The sequence below is a fragment of the Bradyrhizobium oropedii genome, assembly GCF_020889685.1.
Taxonomy (GTDB): domain Bacteria; phylum Pseudomonadota; class Alphaproteobacteria; order Rhizobiales; family Xanthobacteraceae; genus Bradyrhizobium; species Bradyrhizobium oropedii.
The window spans coordinates 1-20,559 of record NZ_JACMYO010000157.1; the positions used below are offsets into that span (position 1 = coordinate 1).

A 20,559-nucleotide genomic window follows, 5' to 3' on the forward strand; every position below is an offset into this window, starting at 1 on the left:
CGCCGGCGCCTTGGTTTTGGCGCGCGCGTCCGCCGCCATGCCGTGATTGGACTGCCAGACCGCATCGGCCTTGGCCTTGCCGTTTCCCTTCGCGTTTCGCTTGGCCAGCATGAACGGCTTCGGCGCCCGGCCCTTTCCGGCTGCGATCTGCGCCATCGAGCGGCCGGAGGCGACCGAGCGATCCTCATCGAGGATCGCTTCGCCGTTACTGTCAACGGCGTATTCGTCACGGTGCTTGATCAGGAGCCAGTTGGTGCGCTTGCCGCCAAAGCGGTCGTTCTTCATCCGTACCAGCACCCAGCTGCCATGCAGCTTGTCGCCATGCAGCGTAAACTTGAGGTCGCCCTTCCTGAAACCGCGCTCGGGATCATCGGATTCCCAGGTGCCGCGATCCCAGAGCTGCACCGTGCCCCCGCCATATTGCCCCTCGGGAATGGTGCCTTCGAAATCGCCGTAGTCGAGCGGATGATCCTCGACCTCGACCGCCAGCCGCTTGTCATGCGGATCGAGCGAGGGCCCGCGCGTCACCGCCCAGGATTTGAAGACACCGTCGAACTCCAGCCTGAAATCATAGTGCAGCCGCGTCGCGTCATGCTTCTGGATCACGAAGCGCCGCTGCTTGCCGGGCGCGACCTGGACCTCGCCCGACGGTTCATTGGTCTTCTCGAAGTCGCGTTTCTTGCGATAGGTGGTGAGGTTTCTCAGCGACACGTGATTTCTCAGCGACACATCCAGGCCTCGGCGCAAACCCCGGCCGCCACCCAGATGCGGCCATCAGGAACCAAAACCTACGGTATCCGTTCAAGTTCCAAACTCAAGCTGTTTGGAGACGATCATGGCCGCTCCCCGCGCCTACTGGAAAGGCACGCTCAAACTCTCGCTGGTGTCGTGCCCCGTGGCGCTCTACCCGGCCTCGACCACAGTCGAGAAGACCCGCTTCCACATGATCAACCGGGAGACCGGCAACCGGCTGAAGCAGCAGATGGTCGATGGCGAGACCGGCGATGTCGTCGAGGGCGACCAGAAGGGCCGCGGCTACGAGGTGAGCAAGGGCAAATATGTCGAGATCGAGAAGGACGAGCTCGAGGCCGTGCAGATCGAGAGCAACCACACGATCGATATCGACAGTTTCGTGCCCGAAGGCGAGATCGACAAGCGCTATCTCGACCATCCCTATTACATCAGGCCCGACGGCAAGGCCGGCGTCGACGCGTTCGCGGTGATCCGCGACGCCATGAAGGATCAGGACCGGGTCGCGCTGGCGCGGATCGTGCTGACCAATCGCGAGCACGTGATCGCGATCGAGCCGCTCGACAAGGGCATGCTCGGCACCACCCTGCGCTACCCCTATGAGGTGCGCGATGCCGATGATTATTTCGACGACATCAAGAGCCCGAAAGTGACCAAGGACATGATCGAGCTTGCCGGTCACATCCTGGACAGCAAGGCCGGGCATTTCGACCCGTCGAAATTCAAGGACGAGTACGAGACCGCGCTGCGGGCACTGGTGCGCCGCAAGGCCGCCGGAAAGCCGATCAAGGCCGCCGAGCGCGAGGAGAAGCCGGGCAACGTGGTGAACCTGATGGACGCGCTGCAGCAGAGCCTGAAGAGCGGAAAGAGCGGCGCAAGGCGAACGGGCTCCACTGCGCGACGACCGACTGCGCAACGTCGTGCCGCCAAAAAGGCCCATCGGTCGACTGCGCGGTCTCGCAAGGCGGGGTGAGGTCACTCAGCGTCATTGCGAGGAGCGAAGCGACGAAGCAATCCATCGTTCCGCATATGTGGAGAGATGGATTGCTTCGCGGAGCCTGTCATCCGGCGGCGCTACGCGCCGACCGGGTGGCTCGCAATGACGGCAGGATAGATCTCGATGCCCTATCGCTTCTTCGCCGCCTTCCGCTTCTTGGCTGTCTTGCGCTTCTTCGCGGCCTTACGTTTCTTCGCCGTCTTCCTGGCGGCGTTCTTCGGCACTTTCCGTCCCTTGGCGCGCGCTTCGGACAGGCCGATCGCGATCGCCTGCTTGCGGCTCTTGACCTTCTTCTTGGAGCGGCCGCTGCGCAGCGTGCCGGCCTTGCGCTTCTTCATCACGCGCTCGACATCGCTTGATGCCTTCCGCGAGTATTTTCTTGCCATGGCTTCTCTCCCGGTAAGGCAGAACAAGCCTCGATGGAAGCGAAGGTTCCGAAGCTAATCCGCCGCGCGCAGCCGATAGCCGATGCCGGTCTCGGTCAGCACGAATTGCGGGCGCTCTGGATCGGCTTCGATCTTCTGGCGGAGCTGGCGCACATAGACACGCAGATATTGCGCGTCAGTCAGCTCATCCCACAACTCCTTCAGCAGGAAGCGGTGGGTCAGCACCTTGCCGGCGTGCTGAACCAGCACGCGCAGCAGGTCATATTCCTTCGGCGACAGCTTGATCTCCCTGTCGCCGACCTTGACGATCCGCCGCACCAGATCGACCGCGAGATCGCCGGAGCGGAACACCGGCCGCTCGCCCTGCACCTGCAACTGGTGGCGCAGCGCCGCGCGCAGCCGCGCCAGCAATTCGTCCATGCCGAACGGTTTTGTCAGATAGTCGTCGGCGCCGAGATCGAGCGCCTGCACCTTGCCGGCCTCGTCGCCGCGGCTCGACAGCACCACCACCGGAACGCTCTCGTTGCGGCCGCGGATCATGCGCAGGAGGTCGTGGCCCTGGATATCGGGCAGTCCGAGATCGAGGATGATCAGTGCCGGCCCCTCGGCCAGCATCTCCAGGGCGATCTTGCCGTTGGAGGCTTCGAGGATGTCGTAGCCCTGCGTGCTCAGCCCCATCCGCAGCAGCTTGCGGATCGGCGGCTCGTCGTCGATGACCAGGATCTTGATGGGTGTCGCGTTCATGCAGCAGTGTCCAGCGCGTTGGTGTCGGCCGGGATCGGCAGGCGGATGGTAATGACGGCGCCGCTCCGGTCGGAGCGGTTGGCCGCCGCGATCGTGCCGCGCATCGCCTCGACGAAGCCGCGCGAGATCGCAAGTCCGAGGCCGGTGCCGGGGCGAACATGGTCGCCCTTCTCGGCGCGATAGAATTTGTCGAACACGCTCTCGAGCTCGGCCGCCGGAATGCCGTTGCCTTCATCGAGTATCTGCAACGCGATCGTGTCACGGTCGCGCACGCCGCGGATCGAGATCGTGGTGTCCGAGGGGGCGTATTTGGCGGCGTTGTCGAGCAGATTGAACAGCACCTGCTCGAACAGTACGGCGTCGAGCTCCAGCATCGGCAGATCGGCCGCGAGCTCCAGCGACACCCGGTGATGCACCAGGATCTTGGCGGCGCGGCGCAGCGCGCTGCCGACGATCTCGCCGACGTCGTGCCGTGCGGTGTTGGGCACGATCGCGCCTGACTCCAGCTTGGTCATGTCGAGCAGATTGGCGATGAAACGATTGAGCCGCTCCGACTCGTCGATCACGGTCGCGAGCAGGTCATGCTTCTGGGCGTCGCTCAGGTTGGCGCCGAGATCGCGCAGCGCCGAGGCCGAGCCGAGCACCGAGGCCAGCGGCGTCTTGAGGTCGTGCGAGATCGAGGTCAGGAGTGCGCCGCGCAGCCGGTCGGATTCCACCGTGCGCTTGACGCGATCCATGTCCTCGACCAGCAGCACGCGCTCGATCGCCAGCGCCCCCTGGTCGACCAGCGCATCGAGCAGCCGGCGCTGGTCCGGCGTCAGCAGCGGCCCGGTGCGGTCGTCGTCGATGCCGATCACGCCGATCGGGCCGCGACCGGTGCGCATCGGCAGGAACAGCCGCTTGCCACCGGGCAGCGTGTCCGAGCCGCGACCGGCCGGGCGGTCGTTGCCCCAGGCCCAGTTGGCGGCGGCGAGATCGGCCTGATCGAGCTGGTCCTCGGGCGGATAGCCGCTCTTGACGGTCAGCATGCCGCCCTCCGGCAGCAGCAGCACCACGCGCACCTTCAGCATCAGCGCAATCTGGTAGGCGGTCGCCCACAACACGTCGTCCAGCGTCGCGGTGCCGGCGAGCTTGCGGCTGAAGGCGTACAGCGACTCGGTGGTGCGGACGCGGCCGATCGCGGTGTCGGCCTGGGTGCGCACCCGCGCCGCGACGTTGGAGACTAGCAGCGCGATCAGCATGAAGAAGAAGAACGCCGCGACGTTGGTCGGGTCGGTGATGGTGAAGGTATAGACCGGCGGCAGGAAGAAGAAATTGTAGCACAGCGAGGCCGCGACGCTCGCCAGCAGCGACGGCCACAGCCCGTAGCGCGCCGCAGCGCCGACCACGGCGGTGATGAACACGAGGTCGACATTCTCGATGCCGAAGAACGGCTGGATCAGCTTGGCCGCGCCGAGCCCGATCGCCGTCAGCAGCAGCGCCATCAGGTAAGGCCTCGGGTTGAACGGCTCCTGCCGCTGCGCCGTCTGCACCGCCGCCTTGCCGACCGGCAGCTCGTCGCCGGCGATCACGTTGACGCTGATATTGCCGGCGCGGCGCACCAGATCGTGCACCACGGAGCCGTGCGTCAGCTCGAACCAGCGCGAACGCGTCGATTTGCCGATGATGATCTGGGTGACGTTGTTGGCTTGCGCAAAATTGATGACGTCGTCGGCGATGCGGCGGCCGACACCGGGCAGCGTCAACGCCTCGCCGCCGAGCGATTCCGCGAGCCGCATGGTGTCGGCCAGCCGGTCGCGCTGCTCGTCGCTCAGTTGCAGGCTGCGCCGCGTCTCGATGCTGACGGCGGTCCATTGCGCATGCAGCCGGTCGGCCAGGCGCTTGGTGTAGCGCACGAGGCCCGCGGCGCGCGGGTCCTCGCTCAGGCAAACAAGAATCCGCTCGCCGGCGGCCCAGGGGCCCTGGATCGCATTGGCCTGCATGTGGTTGAGCAGCTGCTCGTCGACCCGCTCGGCGGTGCGGCGCAGTGCCAGCTCACGCAGCGCGGTGAGATTGCCGGGCGAGAAATAGTGCTCCAGCGCCCGCTCGGCCTGCTTGGGCACGTAGACCTTGCCCTCCTTCAGCCGCTGGATCAGGTCGTCGGGCGTGAGGTCGATCAGCTCGATGGCATGGGCGCGATCGACCACCGAGTCGGGCACGGTCTCGCGCACCCGCACATGGGTGATCTGCGCGACGACGTCGTTGAGGCTCTCGATGTGCTGGATGTTGATCGCGGTGTAGACGTCGATGCCGTGCGACAGCAGCTCCTCGACATCGAGATAGCGCTTGGGATGCCGGCTGCCCGGTGCATTGGTGTGGGCGAGCTCGTCGACCAGCGCAAGCTGAGGGCGCCGCGCGATCACGGCATCGAGGTCCATTTCCTCGAGCGTCTGGTCGCGATAGGCCAGCCGCTTCCGCGGGATCACTTCGAGACCCCTGAGCAGCGCCTCGGTCTCCATCCGGCCGTGGGTTTCGACGACACCGACCACGACGTCGACGCCCGCCTTGAGGCGGGCGTGGGCGCTCGAGAGCATCTCGTAGGTCTTGCCGACACCGGGCGCGGCGCCGATGAAGATCTTCAGCCGCCCCGAGCGATCGGTCTCCCGGCGCGCCGCCTCCAGCAGCGCATCCGGCGAGGGTCGTTTGTGGGGGTCACGCTGATTGGCCATACCGCAATATAGTCATCCTACGAGAGCGGGCCTACTCCCCTATTTCGCCTTTGCCGCGTCGAGCGCCAGGTTGAGCGCAAGAACGTTAACGCGCGGCTCACCGATCACGCCGGCGAGGCGGCCTTGCGTGTTCTGCGTCACCAGCTCGCGCACCGCATCTTCCGCCATGCTGCGCGCCTTGGCGACCCGCGGCACCTGGAACAGCGCAGCGTCCGGCGTGATGTCGGGATCGAGGCCGCTGGCCGAGGTGGTGACGAGATCGACCGGCACGCCGGCAGAGGGATTCTCCGCCTTCAGCTTCTCGACATCCTCCTTGACCCGGTCGTTCAGCGCCTTGCTGGTCGGACCGAGGTTGGAGCCGCCGGAATTGGCCGCGTTGTACGGCGCCGGCACGGTCTTGGAGGAATCGTTCGGATCGGGCGCAACCGTCGCCGACGGCCGGCCGTGGAAGTATTTGTCCTCCTTGAACTCCTGCCCGATCAAAGCGGAGCCGATCACCGTGCCGTCCTTCTCGATCAGGCTGCCTTGCGCCTGCTTCGGAAAGATGACGCCGGCGATCGCCGTCATCGCGAGCGGATAGGCAAGGCCCGTGATCGCGGTCAGCAGGACCAGCACGAGAATGGCGGGGCGGATTTCTTTCAACATGATGTATCTCCTAGGTCTCTCTCGTCATTGCGAGCGAAGCGAAGCAATCCATGGTTCGGCATAACGGATGGGTGGATTGCTTCGTCGCTTCGCTCCTCGCAATGACGGCTACACGGTTAAGCCAGGCCCAGGGCGGCGACGATGAGGTCGATCGCCTTGATGCCGATGAACGGGATGATGATGCCGCCGAGGCCGTAGATCATCAGGTTGCGGCTGAGCAGCGCGCCGGCGCCGACGGCGCGATACTTGACGCCCTTCAGCGCCAAGGGGATCAGCGCAATGATGATCAGCGCGTTGAAGATGATCGCCGACAGGATCGCGCTCTGCGGGCTCGCGAGGTGCATCACGTTCAGCACCTGGAGCTGCGGATAGAACGCGAGGAACATCGCCGGGATGATCGCAAAATACTTCGCGACGTCGTTGGCGATCGAGAACGTGGTCAGCGCGCCGCGGGTCATCAACAGCTGCTTGCCGATCTCGACCACCTCGATCAGCTTGGTCGGGTTGGAATCGAGGTCGACCATGTTGCCGGCTTCGCGGGCGGCCTGGGTGCCGGTATTCATGGCGACCCCGACGTCGGCCTGCGCCAGCGCCGGCGCATCGTTGGTACCGTCGCCGCACATCGCGACCAGCTTGCCTTTGGATTGCTCATCGCGGATCAGCTTGAGCTTGTCCTCAGGGGTTGCCTGCGCCAGGAAGTCATCGACGCCGGCCTCGGCCGCGATCGCGGCCGCGGTCATCGGGTTGTCGCCGGTGATCATCACGGTGCGGATGCCCATCCGGCGCAATTCTGCGAATCGCTCGCGGATACCGCCCTTGACGATATCCTTGAGGTGCACGACGCCGAGCAGCTTGCCGTCCTTGGCGACCGCCAGCGGCGTGCCGCCGGCCTTGGCGATCTCGTCGGCGATCGCCTGGATCTCGCGGGCTTCCGCGCTCATCGTCGCCGCGACCGCACGGACGGTGTTGCCGGAGGCGACCGTACGGGGCGAACCGCCGTCGACATAGGCGAGGATGGCATCCACCGCACCCTTCCGGACCGACGAGGAGCCGGCATCGATGCCGCTCATGCGGGTCTGTGCCGTGAACGGCACGAAGGTTGCGGCCAGCTCGTGCATGTCGCGGCCACGGATGCCGTACTTCTCCTTGGCGAGCACCACGATCGAACGCCCTTCCGGCGTCTCGTCGGCCAGCGAAGCGAGCTGTGCCGCGTCGGCAAGGTCCTGCTCGGAGACGCCACGGATCGGGCGGAACGCGGTCGCCTGGCGATTGCCGAGGGTGATGGTGCCGGTCTTGTCCAGCAGCAGCGTATCGACGTCGCCGGCGGCTTCCACCGCGCGGCCGGACATCGCCAGCACGTTGAAGCGCACCAGGCGGTCCATGCCGGCGATACCGATCGCCGACAACAGCGCGCCGATCGTGGTCGGGATCAGCGTGACGAACAGCGCCACCAGCACCACGACCGAGATCGAGCCGCCGGCATAGGCGGCATAGCTCGGGATCGTCACCGTCGCGAACACGAAGATGATGGTGAGGCCTGCCAGCAGGATGTTGAGCGCGATCTCGTTCGGCGTCTTCTGCCGCTCGGCGCCCTCCACCAGCTTGATCATGCGGTCGATGAAGGTCGAGCCCTGGGCTGCGGTGATGCGGACGCGGATCCAGTCCGACAGCACCTGGGTGCCGCCGGTGACCGCGGAGCGATCGCCGCCCGACTCGCGGATCACTGGCGCGGATTCACCGGTAATCGCCGCTTCATTGACTGAAGCAACGCCTTCGATCACCTCGCCGTCCGACGGGATGTTGTCGCCGGCCTCGACCAGCACGATGTCGCCGACCTTCAGCGAGGTGCCGGGCACCATGCGATAGGTCCGGTCGGTGCCGGTGAGCAGCTTGGCCTGGCTCTCGGTACGGGTCTTTTTCAGGGACTCCGCCTGCGCCTTGCCGCGGCCTTCGGCAACGGCCTCGGCGAAGTTGGCGAACAGCACGGTGAACCAGAGCCAGAGAATGATCTGGAAGGTGAAGCCGAGATTGGCGTTACCAATGACGAGGTCGCGCACGAAGATCACGGTGGTAAGCGCCGCCACGACCTCGACCACGAACATCACGGGGTTCTTCGCCATCAGCCGGGGATCCAGCTTGACGAAGGCCGATTTGATCGCCGGCACCAGGATCTTCGGGTCGAGCATGGTCGACGCCGTCACCTGCTTCTGCAGTCTTGTGGTTTCCATGGATGTCACTCCGGACAATTCGATCAGAACAGGGTGTTGGCGTTCATGGCGAGGTGCTCGACGATCGGCCCGAGCGCCAGCGCCGGGAAGAAGGTGAGACCGCCGATGATCAGGATCACGCCGATGACGAGGCCGACGAACAGGCCGCCGGTGGTCGGGAAGGTGCCGGCCGAGGCCGGGATCGACTTCTTCTCGACCAGCGAACCTGCAATGGCCATCGCCGGCACGATCATGAAGAAGCGGCCGACGAACATCGCCATCGCGAGGGTCAGATTGTAGAACAGGGTGTTGCCGGTGAGGCCGGCGAACGCCGAACCGTTGTTGCCGGTTCCCGAGGTGTAGGCATAGAGCACCTCGGTGAAGCCGTGCGGGCCGGCATTGGCCATCGAGGCCACCGCCGACGGCAGCACCACGCCGACCGCGGTCCAGCCGAGATACATCAGCGGCAGCACCAGGATCGCAAGCATCGCCATCTTGACCTCGCGCGCCTCGATCTTCTTGCCGACATATTCCGGCGTACGGCCGACCATCAGGCCGGCGACGAAGATCGCCAGCACGACGAACAGCAGCATGCCGTAAAGGCCCGCACCGACGCCGCCGATGATGACTTCGCCGAGCTGCATGTTGATCAGCGGGATCATGCCGCCGAGCGCGGTGAAGCTGTCATGCATGGCATTGACCGCGCCGCAGGAGGCGGCGGTGGTGACGACGGCGAACAGCGAAGACGCCACGATGCCGAAGCGGACCTCCTTGCCCTCCATGTTGCCGCCGGTGAGACCGAGCGCCTGCAGCGCCGAGGTGCCGTTGGCTTCCGCCCAATAGGTGACGGTGACGCCGGCGACGAACAGGATGCCCATCACGGCGAAGATCGCCCAGCCCTGGCGCTCGTTGCCGACCATGCGGCCGAACACGTTGGTCATCGCCGCACCCAGCGCGAAGATCGAGATCATCTGCACGAGGTTCGACAGCGCGGTCGGGTTCTCGAACGGATGCGCGGCGTTGGCATTGAAAAAGCCGCCGCCATTGGTGCCGAGCATCTTGATCGCAACCTGCGAGGCGACCGGGCCGAGCGCGATGGTCTGCTTGCCGCCCTCCAGCGTGGTGGCATCGACATAGGCGCCGAGCGTCTGCGGCATGCCCTGCCAGACCAGGAACAGCGCATAGACGATGCAGATCGGCAGCAGCACATAGAGCGTGCAGCGCGTGACGTCGACCCAGAAATTGCCGACCGTGCGCATCGACGACCGGGTGAAGCCGCGGATCAGCGCCATCGCCAGCGCAATGCCGGTCGCGGCCGACAGGAAGTTCTGGTGGGTCAGGCCCAGCATCTGGACCAGATAGGACAGCGTGCTCTCGCCGCCGTAGTTCTGCCAGTTGGTGTTGGTGATGAAGGAGATCGCAGTGTTGAACGAGAGATCCTCGGCGACCGCGGTCTCGCCGGCCGGGTTGAACGGCAGCACCGCCTGCAACCGCATCAACCCGTAGATCAGGGCGAAGCCGCCGACATGGAACAGCAGCATGGCGACCGTATAGGTCAGCCAATGCTGCTCGCGCCGCTCGTCGACGCCGCCGACCCGGTAGATGCCGCGCTCGAGGGGGCGCAGCACGGGGGAGAGGAAGGTGCGCTCGCCGTTAAACACGCGGGTCATGTACCAGCCGAGCGGTTTGACCAGCGCGATCACGATCGCGCAAAACAGAATAATTTGAATCCAGCCGATGACGGTCATCGCGTCAAACCTTTCGAATGGGAGCGAAGCGCAGCAGCGACGCGAACATGCCGAGCAACAGCCCGGTCAGCACCGCGTCGGCCAAGAGAATCGTGCAAAGCGCGAGCATGGCGAACCGCCTAGAAGCGTTCGGGCCGCAGCAATGCGTAGGTGAGGTAGAACAAGAGGCCGAGCGAGACGAGGCCGGCGAGCGAGTAATCGAAGATCATCGCCGCCTCCGTCACAGCCGTTCGCAGGCGTAGGCGTAGCCGATGCCGGCCGCGAAGAAGCCGATCGCGAGCGCCGCCATGAGAATGTCCATCATGAGAGACTCCTATGCATCCGAGGGGCGCGGGCGACCGTATAAGCGCTCCGCACCGGATCGCCGTGAGGTGCCATCCGGGGCATAGGTTTTCGAGAGGTGGCGAATAAGGACGTTATAGGAATCGTATAAGTGCCTCAGTGCCGACAACATTCTCAGCCGTCGTCCCGGCGAAAGCCGGGACCCATAGCCACAGGGCCGAGTTTTGCGATGGCTGGAGCTCCAGCGCGACACGACAACTGAGATCGGTGGTTATGGGTCCCGGCTTTCGCCGGGACGACGCGCGGCCTTTATGGAATCCCTATATCTCCGCCCCCCGGCTCATCTCGTTTTCCAACGGCCATCGGGACCATTTTGGGCCTGCGGCCAATGCCTTGAACTACTCTTTCTTGGGCCGCACCCAGGACGAGATGACGCCATGTCCGTGCTATCCGAAAACACCTCGACCGACCTCGGCGAGCGGCTGCGCGACGCCTATGCGGTATCCGCCGAATTCATGGCCGACATCATCAGCCAGACCTGCCGGCGCTTTCCCTCGGTCGGACAGAGCGGCAAGACCGCCCGCGTCGAGCGCCTGATCCAGTCCGGCGCCTGGACCGATGCTGCGATCGCGCTGCTCGATCTCGAACTGCCGCAGTGGCAAATCCGCCGCCTGGTCTATGACGAGGGCGAGTGGCACTGCGCGCTGTCGCGCGAGCGCGAGCTGCCGGACTGGCTCGACCAGTCGATCGAGACCCGCCATATCGATCTCGCACTCGCAATCCTCAGTGGCTTCGTCGAGGCGCAGCGGATCTCGACGCCCGAGAATCGCACCAGCGTGCCGACCGTTCGTCGCGAACCACGCACGCTGTACGAGCCGCTGCTCGTCGACAATATCGGCTGACGGCGGCGCAGCCGTGAACACCAAACAATTGCCGCGGCAGCTGCTGTCGATCCAGGTCATGGTCCGGTTCGGCTTCCGGCTTGCCATCATGATCGGCTTCGCGGCGTTCGCCGGCGCCGGCTTCGGCAGGGGCCTCGTCACGCTGCTCTCGATGTCGGCCGTGATCTGCGCCTTCGCCGGGATTGCCAAACGGGAAATGCCGTTTGCCGCAAACCTCAATCACTGGGACGAGATGACCGCCTATGTCGCGCTTTGCGCGCTCGGCACCGGCATCGTCCAGCACCTCTGAACCATCCCCCAGAATCCTATGCCGCTCCTATGAAGTCGTCCGTCGCTCGTGCTCGATTTCATATCCGGCAAGACAGACATTGAACGCGTGACTTCGACTAAGGCGTTTTCGAGCGAAGTGGACACCGGTTCGCGTGAAGAAAACGCGTCAAAAGCAGAGAATAGGGACTACATCCGTGAAATTCGTCGAACCTCCCTCGTGTAGCGCAGCGTCCACCATTGTCTTCATCGGCCGCAACCACCGCGGCCAATGGGTCGCCCAGCAGCAGAACGGCCTCTATGGCGGCCTGTTCGTCAATCGCGCCCAGGCCGTCAAATACGCGCTGTTCGAGAACGGCCAGCACCCCGAAATGATCGTCGAGCTGTCGCGTGAATTCGAGCTCGATATGCGCGGCGAGACCGCAAGCCTCCCCGCAAGCCGCGTGGCCTGAGCCACCCCCATGACGTCAAATGTGACTTCGATAGCGACGTCGCGCGCGGATTCGGGCGAATGGCTGTCGGGCTTCATCCCCGATCTTCCGACCCCCTTCAATCACCGGGACGAAATCGACACCGAGGCGTTCGGCCGGCTGTGCGAGCGCCAGATCGCGGCCGGCGCCACGGCGCTGGTGGTCGGCGAGACTGCGGGTGAAAGCTCAACGCTCGAGCCCGCGGAGCGCACGCAGCTGGTCCGCATCGCAGCCCGCGTCGCGCGCAAGCGGGTCCGCATCATCGCCGGCGCCGGGTCCAACGCGACGGATCGTGCCGTCACGTTCACGGCCGCTGCGGAGGCAGCCGGCGCCGACGCCATCATGTCGGTCGTGCCCTATTACAACAAGCCGATGCCACAGGGCATGGCAGCGCATTTCCGCGCCGTCGCCGCGGCCACGACCTTGCCCGTGATCCTGCACGACATTCCGTCCCGAACAGTGAAAGGCTTGGCCGACGAGACGCTGGTCGAGTTGGCAGCTTTGCCGCAAATCATGGGCCTGCGCGACGGCAGCGGCGACATCGGCCGCCTTACGCGCCTGCGCTCACGCCTGCCGGCGACATTCCAGATGCTGACCGGCGACGACACCATTTCGCTGGCGCATCTCGCAGCTGGCGGTCATGGCTGCATTTCCACCGTGGCGAACCTTGCGCCCGATCTGTGTGTGGCCGTGGCCCGGCATCTCCGCGCCGGGCGATTGCATCAGGCGCGCGAGCTGCACCGGCGGCTGACGCCGCTTGCGACACTGCTGGAGCGCGACCATCCCGCCGCCCTGAAATTCGCGTTGGCACTATTGGGCTTCATGCAGCCGGCGACACGGCTGCCGATCGTTCAGCTGGAGGCGCAGGCGAAAGCCGAGATCGCGCAGGCGATGACCGACATCGCCGATGACTATCTGGCGGAAGCAAAATGAACGCCGCGACGCGAGCCATCGCAATGCACAATAGGGTCACGCACGGCTCCGTGACACCGCGCCATATTGAGCTTCCCTGACGGCGCCCCATATCCACGGCAAGGGAGTGCTTACCGTGCAGACCCTCAAGGCGGCTCTCGTTATGGCGACCGTCCTGGTCGCTCTGGTTTTCTCCATTCGTCCCGGCACGGCCGCGGACAACAATCGTCTTGCCCTTACCATTTCGATCGACGGCGCGATCGGCCCGGCATCGGCCAGCTACGTCAAGGACGCCTTGGCCAACGCGGCCGAACGGCACGCCGAAATCGTCATCCTGCGCCTGAATACGCCGGGCGGCCTCAGCACAAGCATGCGCGAGATCATCACCGACGTGCTGGCCTCGCCCGTTCCTGTCGTCGGCTACGTTGCGCCCTCCGGCGCCCATGCCGCGAGCGCCGGGACCTATATCCTCTATGCGACCCATCTTGCCGCGATGGCGCCGGGCACCAATATCGGCGCCGCGACCCCGGTGCAGATCGGCGGCCCGATGCCGGGCCTGCCGGGCAGCACCCCGGACAAGGGTGGCAAGGACCAGAAAGACGGCGGCAGCGCGTCCGAGACCAAGGATGCCATGACGGCGAAGGTGACGAACGATGCTGTCGCCTTCATCCGCAGCCTTGCCGAACTGCGCGGCCGCAATGCCGACTGGGCCGAGAAGGCGGTCCGCGATGCCGCCACCCTCACCACCAACGCCGCGTTGCAAGCCAATGTCATCGAGTTCACCGCGCGCGATCCGGCCGACCTGCTGAGGCAGATCGACGGCCGCACGGTGGAGCTCGCCGGCGGCAAGACACAGCGCCTCGCGACCAAGGATGCCGTGATCGAGGCGATCGATCCCAGCTGGCTCTCGCGCGCGCTGGCGGTCGTCACCGACCCCAACATCGCATTCGTCCTGCTGATGGTCGGCATCTACGGCCTGATCTTCGAGTTCATGTCGCCCGGTGCCGTGGCGCCCGGGGTCGTCGGGACGATCTGCCTGCTGCTCGGCCTCTATGCGCTCAACATGCTGCCGATCAACTATGCCGGCTTCGCCCTGATGCTGGTCGGGATCGCGCTGCTTGCGATCGAAGCGTTCAACCCGACCGTCGTGATCGGCCTCGGCGGCATCGTCGCCTTCGTGCTGGGCGCCGCCATGCTGTTTCGGATCGAGGCGCCCGGATACCACCTGTCATGGTCGGTGATCGGCATCGTCGCGGCGATGTTCGCAGGCCTCATTCTCGTCGTGCTCGGCGCGCTGCGCCGCGCGCGCAACGGCCCGATCCGCCTTGGCGCGCAAGCCATGCGCGGGCTATCGGCCGAGGTGCTCGACTGGACCGAGACGTCAGGCCATGTCTTCACCAATGGTGAGCGCTGGCAGGCACGCGGCACCGAGACATTCAGGGCCGGAGAGACGGTCGAGGTCGCCAACATCGTCGATTTGACGCTGGTGGTGCGGCGTGCGCCGGCCGCCGCCGGCCAGGGAGGTAAAGCATGATGCTTGATTATTTCACCTATGCGGCGATCGCGTTGCTGATCATCATATTCCTGACCCAGGCCGTGCGCGTGCTGCGCGAATACGAGCGTGGCGTCATCTTCACGCTCGGCCGTTTCACCGGGGTGAAGGGCCCGGGGCTCATCATCCTGATTCCGGTGGTGCAGCAGCTGGTGAAGGTCGATCTCAGGGTGGTGGTGCAGGTGGTGCCGCCGCAGGACGTGATTTCGCGCGACAACGTCTCGGTCAAGGTCAATGCCGTGCTCTACTTCCGCATCGTCGATCCCGAGCGCGCCATCATCAAGGTCAGCGACTACATGGCCGCGACCAGCCAGCTGGCCCAGACCACGCTGCGCTCGGTGCTCGGCAAGCACGAGCTCGACGAGATGCTGGCCGAACGCGACCGGCTCAACGCCGACATCCAGGAGACCCTCGACAAGCAGACCGACGTCTGGGGCATCAAGGTCAACGCGGTCGAGATCAAGGATATCGACATCAACGAGACCATGGTGCGGGCGATCGCCAAGCAGGCCGAGGCGGAACGGCTGCGGCGCGCCAAGGTGATCAACGCGATGGGCGAGCAGCAGGCCGCCGAGAAGCTGGTCGAGGCCGGCCGGATCCTCGCCCAGGAGCCGCAGGCGATGCAGCTCCGCTATTTCGCGGCGCTGCATGACATCGCCGGCGAGCGCTCCTCGACCGTGGTCTTCCCGCTGCCGATGAATTTGCTCGATCACCTGACGCGCCGAAGCGAGGCGACGTGATCGCAATTGCTAAGGCCCGTGATGCTTGGCCCGCCACGCCGGTCCGGGGCCGCGCATATAATGGGCTTCGGGCCGGTAGCCGCTGATCGGCTCCTCGCCGATCCAGGCGAGGAATTTGAGCAGCCCCTCTGCGGCGCTGCGCAGCAGGGACGCGATGAACACAACTGCGCGCATCTCAGTAATCCCATTTCTCGCCGAGCACGACCGGCGCCCGCGGATATCTCTCGGCATCGCCGCCGGGCCTGCCGACGTTGAGATGGGTCCGTGCCCAGTCCTCATGCCCGCGATGCAGCAACAGCTCGTTGCGCAGCCGGTGGATTTTTGCCGCGGCGATGGCGCGGTGAAGCGTCCCCAAGGCGAGGCCGATCCGCCGGATGGTCCGCCGCAGCGGCGCTGGTATCGCACCGGCCGGACCGTGCGGCCGGACATCGTGTACATGGAGCAAGGTCATGTCCCACCTTCCTGTTGGCGGCGCGCGAGCGCACCGCGTCACGGCAGAAGATGCTGGGTAGGCCGTAGGAATTCGAGAGGACACGCCGCGGTGCGGCATAGGAGCCGCATAAAGACAGTCACCCCGCGTTGGGATCACCCGTGCCGTCCGGCACCAACGCCCCTGCCCGTGTTGACCCACGCGCATTCAGTGCTAGCCTTTTGGCAGCCAATCGCGTCAAGCGGGTTCGATAACCGAGGGTGCAGACCATGAACCTCGTATCGCCAACTGCCGCAACCGCCGGGCCCGTCCACGCCGATGGCGTGATCGCGGCAGGCGTCTATGTCGAGGGACGGCGCATCGCCAATATCGCGATCGATGAGGCCGGGAGCTGGCGCACCAAGCCGGATCACGTGGTGTGGATCGGCCTGCACGAACCCGACATGACCCTGCTGAGCAGCCTGCAACGGCAATTCCAGCTGCACGACCTCGCGATCGAGGACGCCGATCACGCGCATCAGCGGCCGAAGATCGAGCAATATGGCGATGCGCTGTTCATCGTGGCGCGCACCGCGCAGCTCGAGGGCGAGAGCATCTCGTTCGGCGAGACGCATCTGTTCGTCGGCGAGGGCTACATCGTCTCGGTCCGCCACGGCGCCTCGACGTCCTATACGCCGGTCAGGGAGCGCTGCGAGAGCTGCCCGCGCGCGCTTGCCCGCGGCGAGGACTACATCCTCTATGCCATTCTCGATTTCATCGTCGACAACTATTCACCGGTGCTCGAGACCATCCAGGACGAGGTCGAGGCGATGGAGGCGGAGGTGCTGGCGAGCGCGATGACCCGGGCGCAGATCGAGCGGCTCTATCTGCTGCGGCGGGACCTGCTGCGGCTGCGCAACGCGGTCGGGCCGCTGGTGGAGGTCTGCCGCAGGCTCGAGCGCGACGATCTGCCGATGGTGCGCGTCGCGATGCGCCCGCTGTTCCGCGACGTCACGGATCATGTCCGCACCATTCAGGAACGGATCGACTCGCTGCGTGAGGTGCTTGCCTTTGCGTTTGAAGCAAGCCTGCTGGTCGGTCAGGCGCAGGAAACGGCGATCTCCAAGAAGCTCGCCTCATGGCTGGCGATTGTCGCGGTGCCGACCGCCGTCGCCGGCATCTACGGTATGAATTTCAAGTACATCCCGGAGCTGCAATGGGAGTACAGCTATTTCGTCGTGATGGGCCTGATGCTGGCCGCATGCGGCGTGCTGTTCTGGCGGTTCAGGCGCTCCGGCTGGTTGTAGGCGGCGATCCGAACATCGGGCCATTCCGGCCCGTGCCGAGCGCAACGGCGCAGCGCGACCAAGTGCAAATCGCCAACAATTTGGACAATTTTTCCCGCGAACGGCCCCGCTTGGGGCCGGTTTACGGTGGACTGCAAGACCGGTAACGTTGCCCTCCAAATGCGACGTGGAGAGTGCCGATGCGACCCAAGGATCAGAACTGGATGCTGACGGATGCGATCGAGGCGCTCGCCCGCGCCGAACGGTTGCACCAGAGCTTCCTCCATTTGCACCCGCGCGGGGAAACCAGCGAGCCGAGTTGGGAACCGCCGATGGACGTGATCGAGACCGAGGAGGAGATCCTGATCCTGGTCGCGCTGCCGGGGGTCGATCCCGACGGGGTCAAGGCCGCGCTCGACGGCGGCACGCTGGTGATCTCCGGCCGCCGCACCCTGCCCGCTGAACTGCGCAACGCCCGCATCCTGCGCCTCGAGCTGCCGCAGGGGCGCTTCGAGCGCCGCATCACGCTGCCGACCGGCCGCTACACCATCAGCCGCTTTGCCGCGCATGGCTGCGTCGGCCTGCGGCTCGGAAAATCGAGCTGAGGGATTTCGACATGGCTGCATCCGACATTTCAAATCCGGCGAGCTCGACACCAATCCCGAGCGACGCGACGATCATCGTCCCGGTGCGCAACACCGTGCTGTTTCCGGACGTCATCATCCCGATCACGATCGCGCGCGCGACCTCGATCGCCGCAGCCCAGCAGGCGGTGCGCGAGCAGCGGCCGATCGGCATCCTGCTGCAACGCGATCCCGAGACCAACGATCCCGGCCCGGACGGGCTTTATCGTGTCGGCACCGTCGCCAACATCGTGCGCTACATCACCGGCGCCGACGACACCCACCATCTGGTCTGCCAGGGGGTGCAGCGCATGCGCGTGCTCGACTACCTGCCCGGCACGCCGTTCCTCGCCGCGCGCGTGCTGCAGATTCCCGAACCGACCAACACCTCGCCCGAGATCGAAGCGCGCTTCCTCAATCTGCAGCGCCAGGCGCTGGAGGCCGCGCAATTGCTGCCGCAGACGCCGCCCGAGTTGATCGCCGCGCTGCAGGGTACGACGTCGCCGGCGACGCTGGCCGACCTTGCGACCTCCTACATGGACATCAAGCCGGCGGAGAAGCAGGACATCCTGGAAACCATCGATCTCGTGGCGCGGATGGACAAGGTGTCACGACATCTTGCCGAGCGCATCGAGGTGCTGAGGTTGAGCCAGGAGATCGGGCAGAAGACCAGGGCGGTGTTCGACGAACGGCAGCGCGAGGCGATCCTGCGCGAGCAGATGGCGACCATCCAGCGCCAGCTCGGTGAAGGCGACGGCAAGGCCGCCGAGGTCGCCGAGCTGACCAAGGCGATCCTCGAGGCCAAGATGCCGCCGGAGGCCGAGAGCCAGGCGCAGAAGGAGCTGCGCCGCTACGAGCGGATGCCGGAGGCTGCGGCCGAGTCCGGCATGGTGCGCAGCTATCTTGACTGGCTGATCGACCTGCCCTGGAGCATTCCGGAGGAGAAGCCGATCGACATCGCGGAAGCGCGCAAGATTCTCGACCAGGACCATTACGGTCTGGAGAAGATCAAGAGCCGCATCATCGAATATCTCGCGGTGCGCAAGCTCGCGCCCGGCGGCAAGGCGCCGATCCTCTGCTTCCTCGGACCGCCCGGCGTCGGCAAGACCTCGCTCGGGCAATCGATCGCGCGCGCGATGTCGCGGCCGTTCGTTCGGGTCAGCCTTGGTGGCGTGCATGACGAGGCCGAGATCCGCGGCCATCGCCGCACCTATATCGGCGCGCTGCCCGGCAACATCATCCAGGCCATCAAAAAGGCCGGCGCGCGCAACTGCGTGATGATGCTGGACGAGATCGACAAGATGGGGCGCGGCATCCAGGGCGATCCGTCGGCCGCGATGTTGGAGGTGCTCGACCCCGAGCAAAACAGCACCTTCCGCGACAATTATCTCGGCGTGCCGTTCGACCTCTCGCGCGTCGTCTTCATCGCCACCGCCAACATGCTCGACGGCGTCCCGGGCCCGCTGCTCGACCGCATGGAGCTGATCAGCCTTGCCGGCTACACCGAGGATGAGAAGCTCGAGATCGCCAAGCGCTATCTGGTGCGCCGCCAGCTCGAGGCCAACGGCATCAAGGCCGAGCAGGTCGAGATCGAGCCGGATGCGCTGCGGCTCATCATCAAGAGCTACACCCGCGAGGCAGGCGTCCGCAATCTCGAGCGCGAGATCGGTAAGGTGCTGCGCAACGTCGCGGTGCAGATCGCCGAGGGCAGCACCAGCCACGTCACGATCACGCCGAAAGACATCGTGTCGCTGCTCGGTCAGCCGCGGTTCGAGAACGAGATCGCGCAGCGCACCAGCATCCCGGGCGTGGCCACCGGGCTTGCCTGGACCCCGGTCGGCGGCGACATCCTGTTCATCGAGGCCTCGCGCACGCCGGGCCGCGGTGCGTTGATGATCACCGGCCAGCTCGGCGACGTGATGCGCGAAAGCGTGCAGGCCGCGATGACGCTGGTCAAAAGCCGCGCCGCCCAGCTCGGCATCGACCCCGCCGTGTTCGAGAAGAGCGACATCCACGTCCACGTTCCCGCCGGCGCCACGCCGAAGGACGGCCCGAGCGCAGGCGTTGCGATGTTCACCGCCCTCACCTCGCTCCTGACCGACCGCACGGTGCGCAGCGATACCGCGATGACCGGCGAAATCTCGCTGCGCGGCCTCGTGCTGCCGGTCGGCGGCATCAAGGAGAAGGTGGTCGCCGCCGCGGCCGCGGGCCTGACCCGGGTGATGCTGCCGGCGCGCAACAAGCGCGACTACGACGACATCCCCGCCGGCGCCCGCGCCAAGCTGGAGTTCATCTGGCTCGAACGGGTCGACGAGGCGATCGCCGCCGCCCTCGAGCCCGCCAAGGCAACGCCTGCGGCTGCGGAGTGAGCGCTTCGCAGCGATCATCACGCCCCGGGCTCCCCAACCCTCCCCGCCGCAAGGCGGGCTGCGCGACTTGCGCGAAGTTACGACGCGCAACCGGGGGCGACCCCGGTTGCCGAGCGTCAGGGAGGCACCGGCGGCATGATTTCGGAATATTGGAAAAATATCCGTGAGTTGCCCGACGTGTCAAGTAGCGCGGCCGAGCACTGCCGGCTACTTTGCATGGGGTTGTTTTCGATATTTTGGCAACGCGCCTCCCCCGCGAGTGACCCTTGCCGGGGAGGATTAGGGAGAGGGGTGCCGCGCGGCGCGCGCTCTCCACTCAATGTTCAACGCATTCAGAACTGCCTAGGTCTTGGCCATGCAGTCCGAGATATAGAACCAGCGGTCGTCGCCGGTCAGTCCCTTCTGCTTCACCTCTTTGCGGCAGGCCTTGAGCTTGGGCTTGTTGGCGCGCCACTGCGCCTTCACGGCCTTCAGTTTCTCCATCGTCAGCTTGATCTTCGACGGCTTGGCCGTGGTGGTGGCGGCTGGTGCCGGCGCGGTCGGCGCGGTCGGCGCGTCGGCG

At 65.6% G+C, this 20,559-nt stretch carries 21 protein-coding genes; 10 read left to right on the forward strand and 11 right to left on the reverse strand.

What is annotated here, in order from left to right; translation table 11 throughout:
• The coding region (locus tag H8A95_RS32290) for a DNA polymerase ligase N-terminal domain-containing protein (RefSeq protein ID WP_338028001.1) at positions 1 to 711 on the reverse strand (711 nt) is incomplete at its 3' end.
• A gap of 124 nt (positions 712 to 835) precedes the next feature.
• Between H8A95_RS32290 and ku the strand changes: the two genes are divergently transcribed.
• On the forward strand, positions 836 to 1,723 hold the full coding sequence (gene ku, locus H8A95_RS32295) for a non-homologous end joining protein Ku (protein WP_229186853.1): 888 nt from the start codon (positions 836 to 838) through the stop codon (positions 1,721 to 1,723).
• 152 nt (positions 1,724 to 1,875) lie between these two features.
• Here the strand turns inward: ku and H8A95_RS32300 are convergent, their stop codons facing one another.
• The 7 genes from H8A95_RS32300 to H8A95_RS32330 form a co-directional block, all read right to left on the reverse strand.
• Positions 1,876 to 2,133, reverse strand: coding sequence for a DUF6496 domain-containing protein (locus tag H8A95_RS32300; RefSeq protein WP_229186854.1), 258 nt, complete (start codon positions 2,131 to 2,133; stop codon positions 1,876 to 1,878).
• A gap of 54 nt (positions 2,134 to 2,187) precedes the next feature.
• On the reverse strand, positions 2,188 to 2,877 hold the full coding sequence (locus H8A95_RS32305) for a response regulator (RefSeq protein ID WP_229186855.1): 690 nt from the start codon (positions 2,875 to 2,877) through the stop codon (positions 2,188 to 2,190).
• Complete coding sequence (locus H8A95_RS32310) at positions 2,874 to 5,585, reverse strand: sensor histidine kinase (protein ID WP_229186856.1); 2,712 nt, start codon at positions 5,583 to 5,585, stop codon at positions 2,874 to 2,876. The genes H8A95_RS32305 and H8A95_RS32310 overlap by 4 nt, the downstream gene beginning before the upstream one ends.
• A gap of 39 nt (positions 5,586 to 5,624) precedes the next feature.
• Entirely contained in the window at positions 5,625 to 6,230 is a 606-nt protein-coding gene (locus H8A95_RS32315) for a K(+)-transporting ATPase subunit C (protein WP_229186857.1), read from the reverse strand.
• Between the two features lie 116 nt (positions 6,231 to 6,346).
• Positions 6,347 to 8,458 carry a potassium-transporting ATPase subunit KdpB gene (gene kdpB / locus H8A95_RS32320; RefSeq protein WP_229186858.1) on the reverse strand — a complete coding sequence of 704 codons (2,112 nt, stop codon included), beginning with the start codon at positions 8,456 to 8,458 and terminating at the stop codon, positions 6,347 to 6,349.
• Positions 8,459 to 8,481: 23 nt separating this feature from the next.
• Positions 8,482 to 10,185 (reverse strand): potassium-transporting ATPase subunit KdpA, encoded by a 1,704-nt coding sequence (gene kdpA, locus H8A95_RS32325; protein WP_229186859.1) that lies wholly within the window; start codon positions 10,183 to 10,185, stop codon positions 8,482 to 8,484.
• Between the two features lie 119 nt (positions 10,186 to 10,304).
• Positions 10,305 to 10,394 (reverse strand): K(+)-transporting ATPase subunit F, encoded by a 90-nt coding sequence (locus H8A95_RS32330; RefSeq protein ID WP_016846764.1) that lies wholly within the window; start codon positions 10,392 to 10,394, stop codon positions 10,305 to 10,307.
• Positions 10,395 to 10,904: 510 nt separating this feature from the next.
• Between H8A95_RS32330 and H8A95_RS32335 the strand changes: the two genes are divergently transcribed.
• The 6 genes from H8A95_RS32335 (at position 10,905) to H8A95_RS32360 (ending at position 15,310) form a co-directional block, all read left to right on the forward strand.
• Positions 10,905 to 11,369 carry a hypothetical protein gene (locus H8A95_RS32335; protein WP_229186860.1) on the forward strand — a complete coding sequence of 155 codons (465 nt, stop codon included), beginning with the start codon at positions 10,905 to 10,907 and terminating at the stop codon, positions 11,367 to 11,369.
• A gap of 13 nt (positions 11,370 to 11,382) precedes the next feature.
• Positions 11,383 to 11,658, forward strand: coding sequence for a hypothetical protein (locus H8A95_RS32340; RefSeq protein WP_229186861.1), 276 nt, complete (start codon positions 11,383 to 11,385; stop codon positions 11,656 to 11,658).
• 175 nt (positions 11,659 to 11,833) lie between these two features.
• Positions 11,834 to 12,088 carry a hypothetical protein gene (locus H8A95_RS32345; protein WP_229186862.1) on the forward strand — a complete coding sequence of 85 codons (255 nt, stop codon included), beginning with the start codon at positions 11,834 to 11,836 and terminating at the stop codon, positions 12,086 to 12,088.
• A 9-nt stretch (positions 12,089 to 12,097) separates the two neighbouring features.
• Positions 12,098 to 13,039: a 4-hydroxy-tetrahydrodipicolinate synthase gene (dapA, locus tag H8A95_RS32350; protein ID WP_229186863.1), complete on the forward strand. Its 942-nt coding sequence runs from the start codon at positions 12,098 to 12,100 to the stop codon at positions 13,037 to 13,039.
• 115 nt (positions 13,040 to 13,154) lie between these two features.
• A complete protein-coding gene (locus tag H8A95_RS32355) occupies positions 13,155 to 14,552 on the forward strand; it encodes an NfeD family protein (RefSeq protein WP_229186864.1) in 1,398 nt (465 codons plus the stop codon).
• Positions 14,549 to 15,310 (forward strand): slipin family protein, encoded by a 762-nt coding sequence (locus tag H8A95_RS32360; protein ID WP_163149928.1) that lies wholly within the window; start codon positions 14,549 to 14,551, stop codon positions 15,308 to 15,310. The genes H8A95_RS32355 and H8A95_RS32360 overlap by 4 nt, the downstream gene beginning before the upstream one ends.
• Before the next feature lie 9 nt (positions 15,311 to 15,319).
• Here the strand turns inward: H8A95_RS32360 and H8A95_RS32365 are convergent, their stop codons facing one another.
• Complete coding sequence (locus H8A95_RS32365; protein WP_229186865.1) at positions 15,320 to 15,484, reverse strand: hypothetical protein; 165 nt, start codon at positions 15,482 to 15,484, stop codon at positions 15,320 to 15,322.
• Position 15,485: 1 nt separating this feature from the next.
• The gene (locus H8A95_RS32370) at positions 15,486 to 15,761 is read right to left on the reverse strand and encodes a hypothetical protein (RefSeq protein WP_229186866.1); all 276 of its coding nucleotides are present in this window, start codon (positions 15,759 to 15,761) and stop codon (positions 15,486 to 15,488) included.
• Between the two features lie 248 nt (positions 15,762 to 16,009).
• On the opposite strand from H8A95_RS32370, the gene corA reads away from it, so the two are divergent.
• The 3 genes from corA to lon all read left to right on the forward strand — a co-directional run bounded on the left by corA (position 16,010) and on the right by lon (position 19,997).
• Positions 16,010 to 17,026, forward strand: a complete 1,017-nt coding sequence (gene corA / locus H8A95_RS32375) for a magnesium/cobalt transporter CorA (RefSeq protein ID WP_229186867.1) — start codon at positions 16,010 to 16,012, stop codon at positions 17,024 to 17,026.
• 179 nt (positions 17,027 to 17,205) lie between these two features.
• Positions 17,206 to 17,610 carry an Hsp20/alpha crystallin family protein gene (locus H8A95_RS32380; protein WP_229186868.1) on the forward strand — a complete coding sequence of 135 codons (405 nt, stop codon included), beginning with the start codon at positions 17,206 to 17,208 and terminating at the stop codon, positions 17,608 to 17,610.
• 11 nt (positions 17,611 to 17,621) lie between these two features.
• Entirely contained in the window at positions 17,622 to 19,997 is a 2,376-nt protein-coding gene (gene lon / locus H8A95_RS32385) for an endopeptidase La (protein WP_229186869.1), read from the forward strand.
• A gap of 342 nt (positions 19,998 to 20,339) precedes the next feature.
• Here lon and H8A95_RS32390 read toward each other — a convergent pair.
• A partial coding sequence (locus tag H8A95_RS32390) for a hypothetical protein (RefSeq protein WP_229186870.1) occupies positions 20,340 to 20,559 on the reverse strand: 220 nt, incomplete at its 5' end.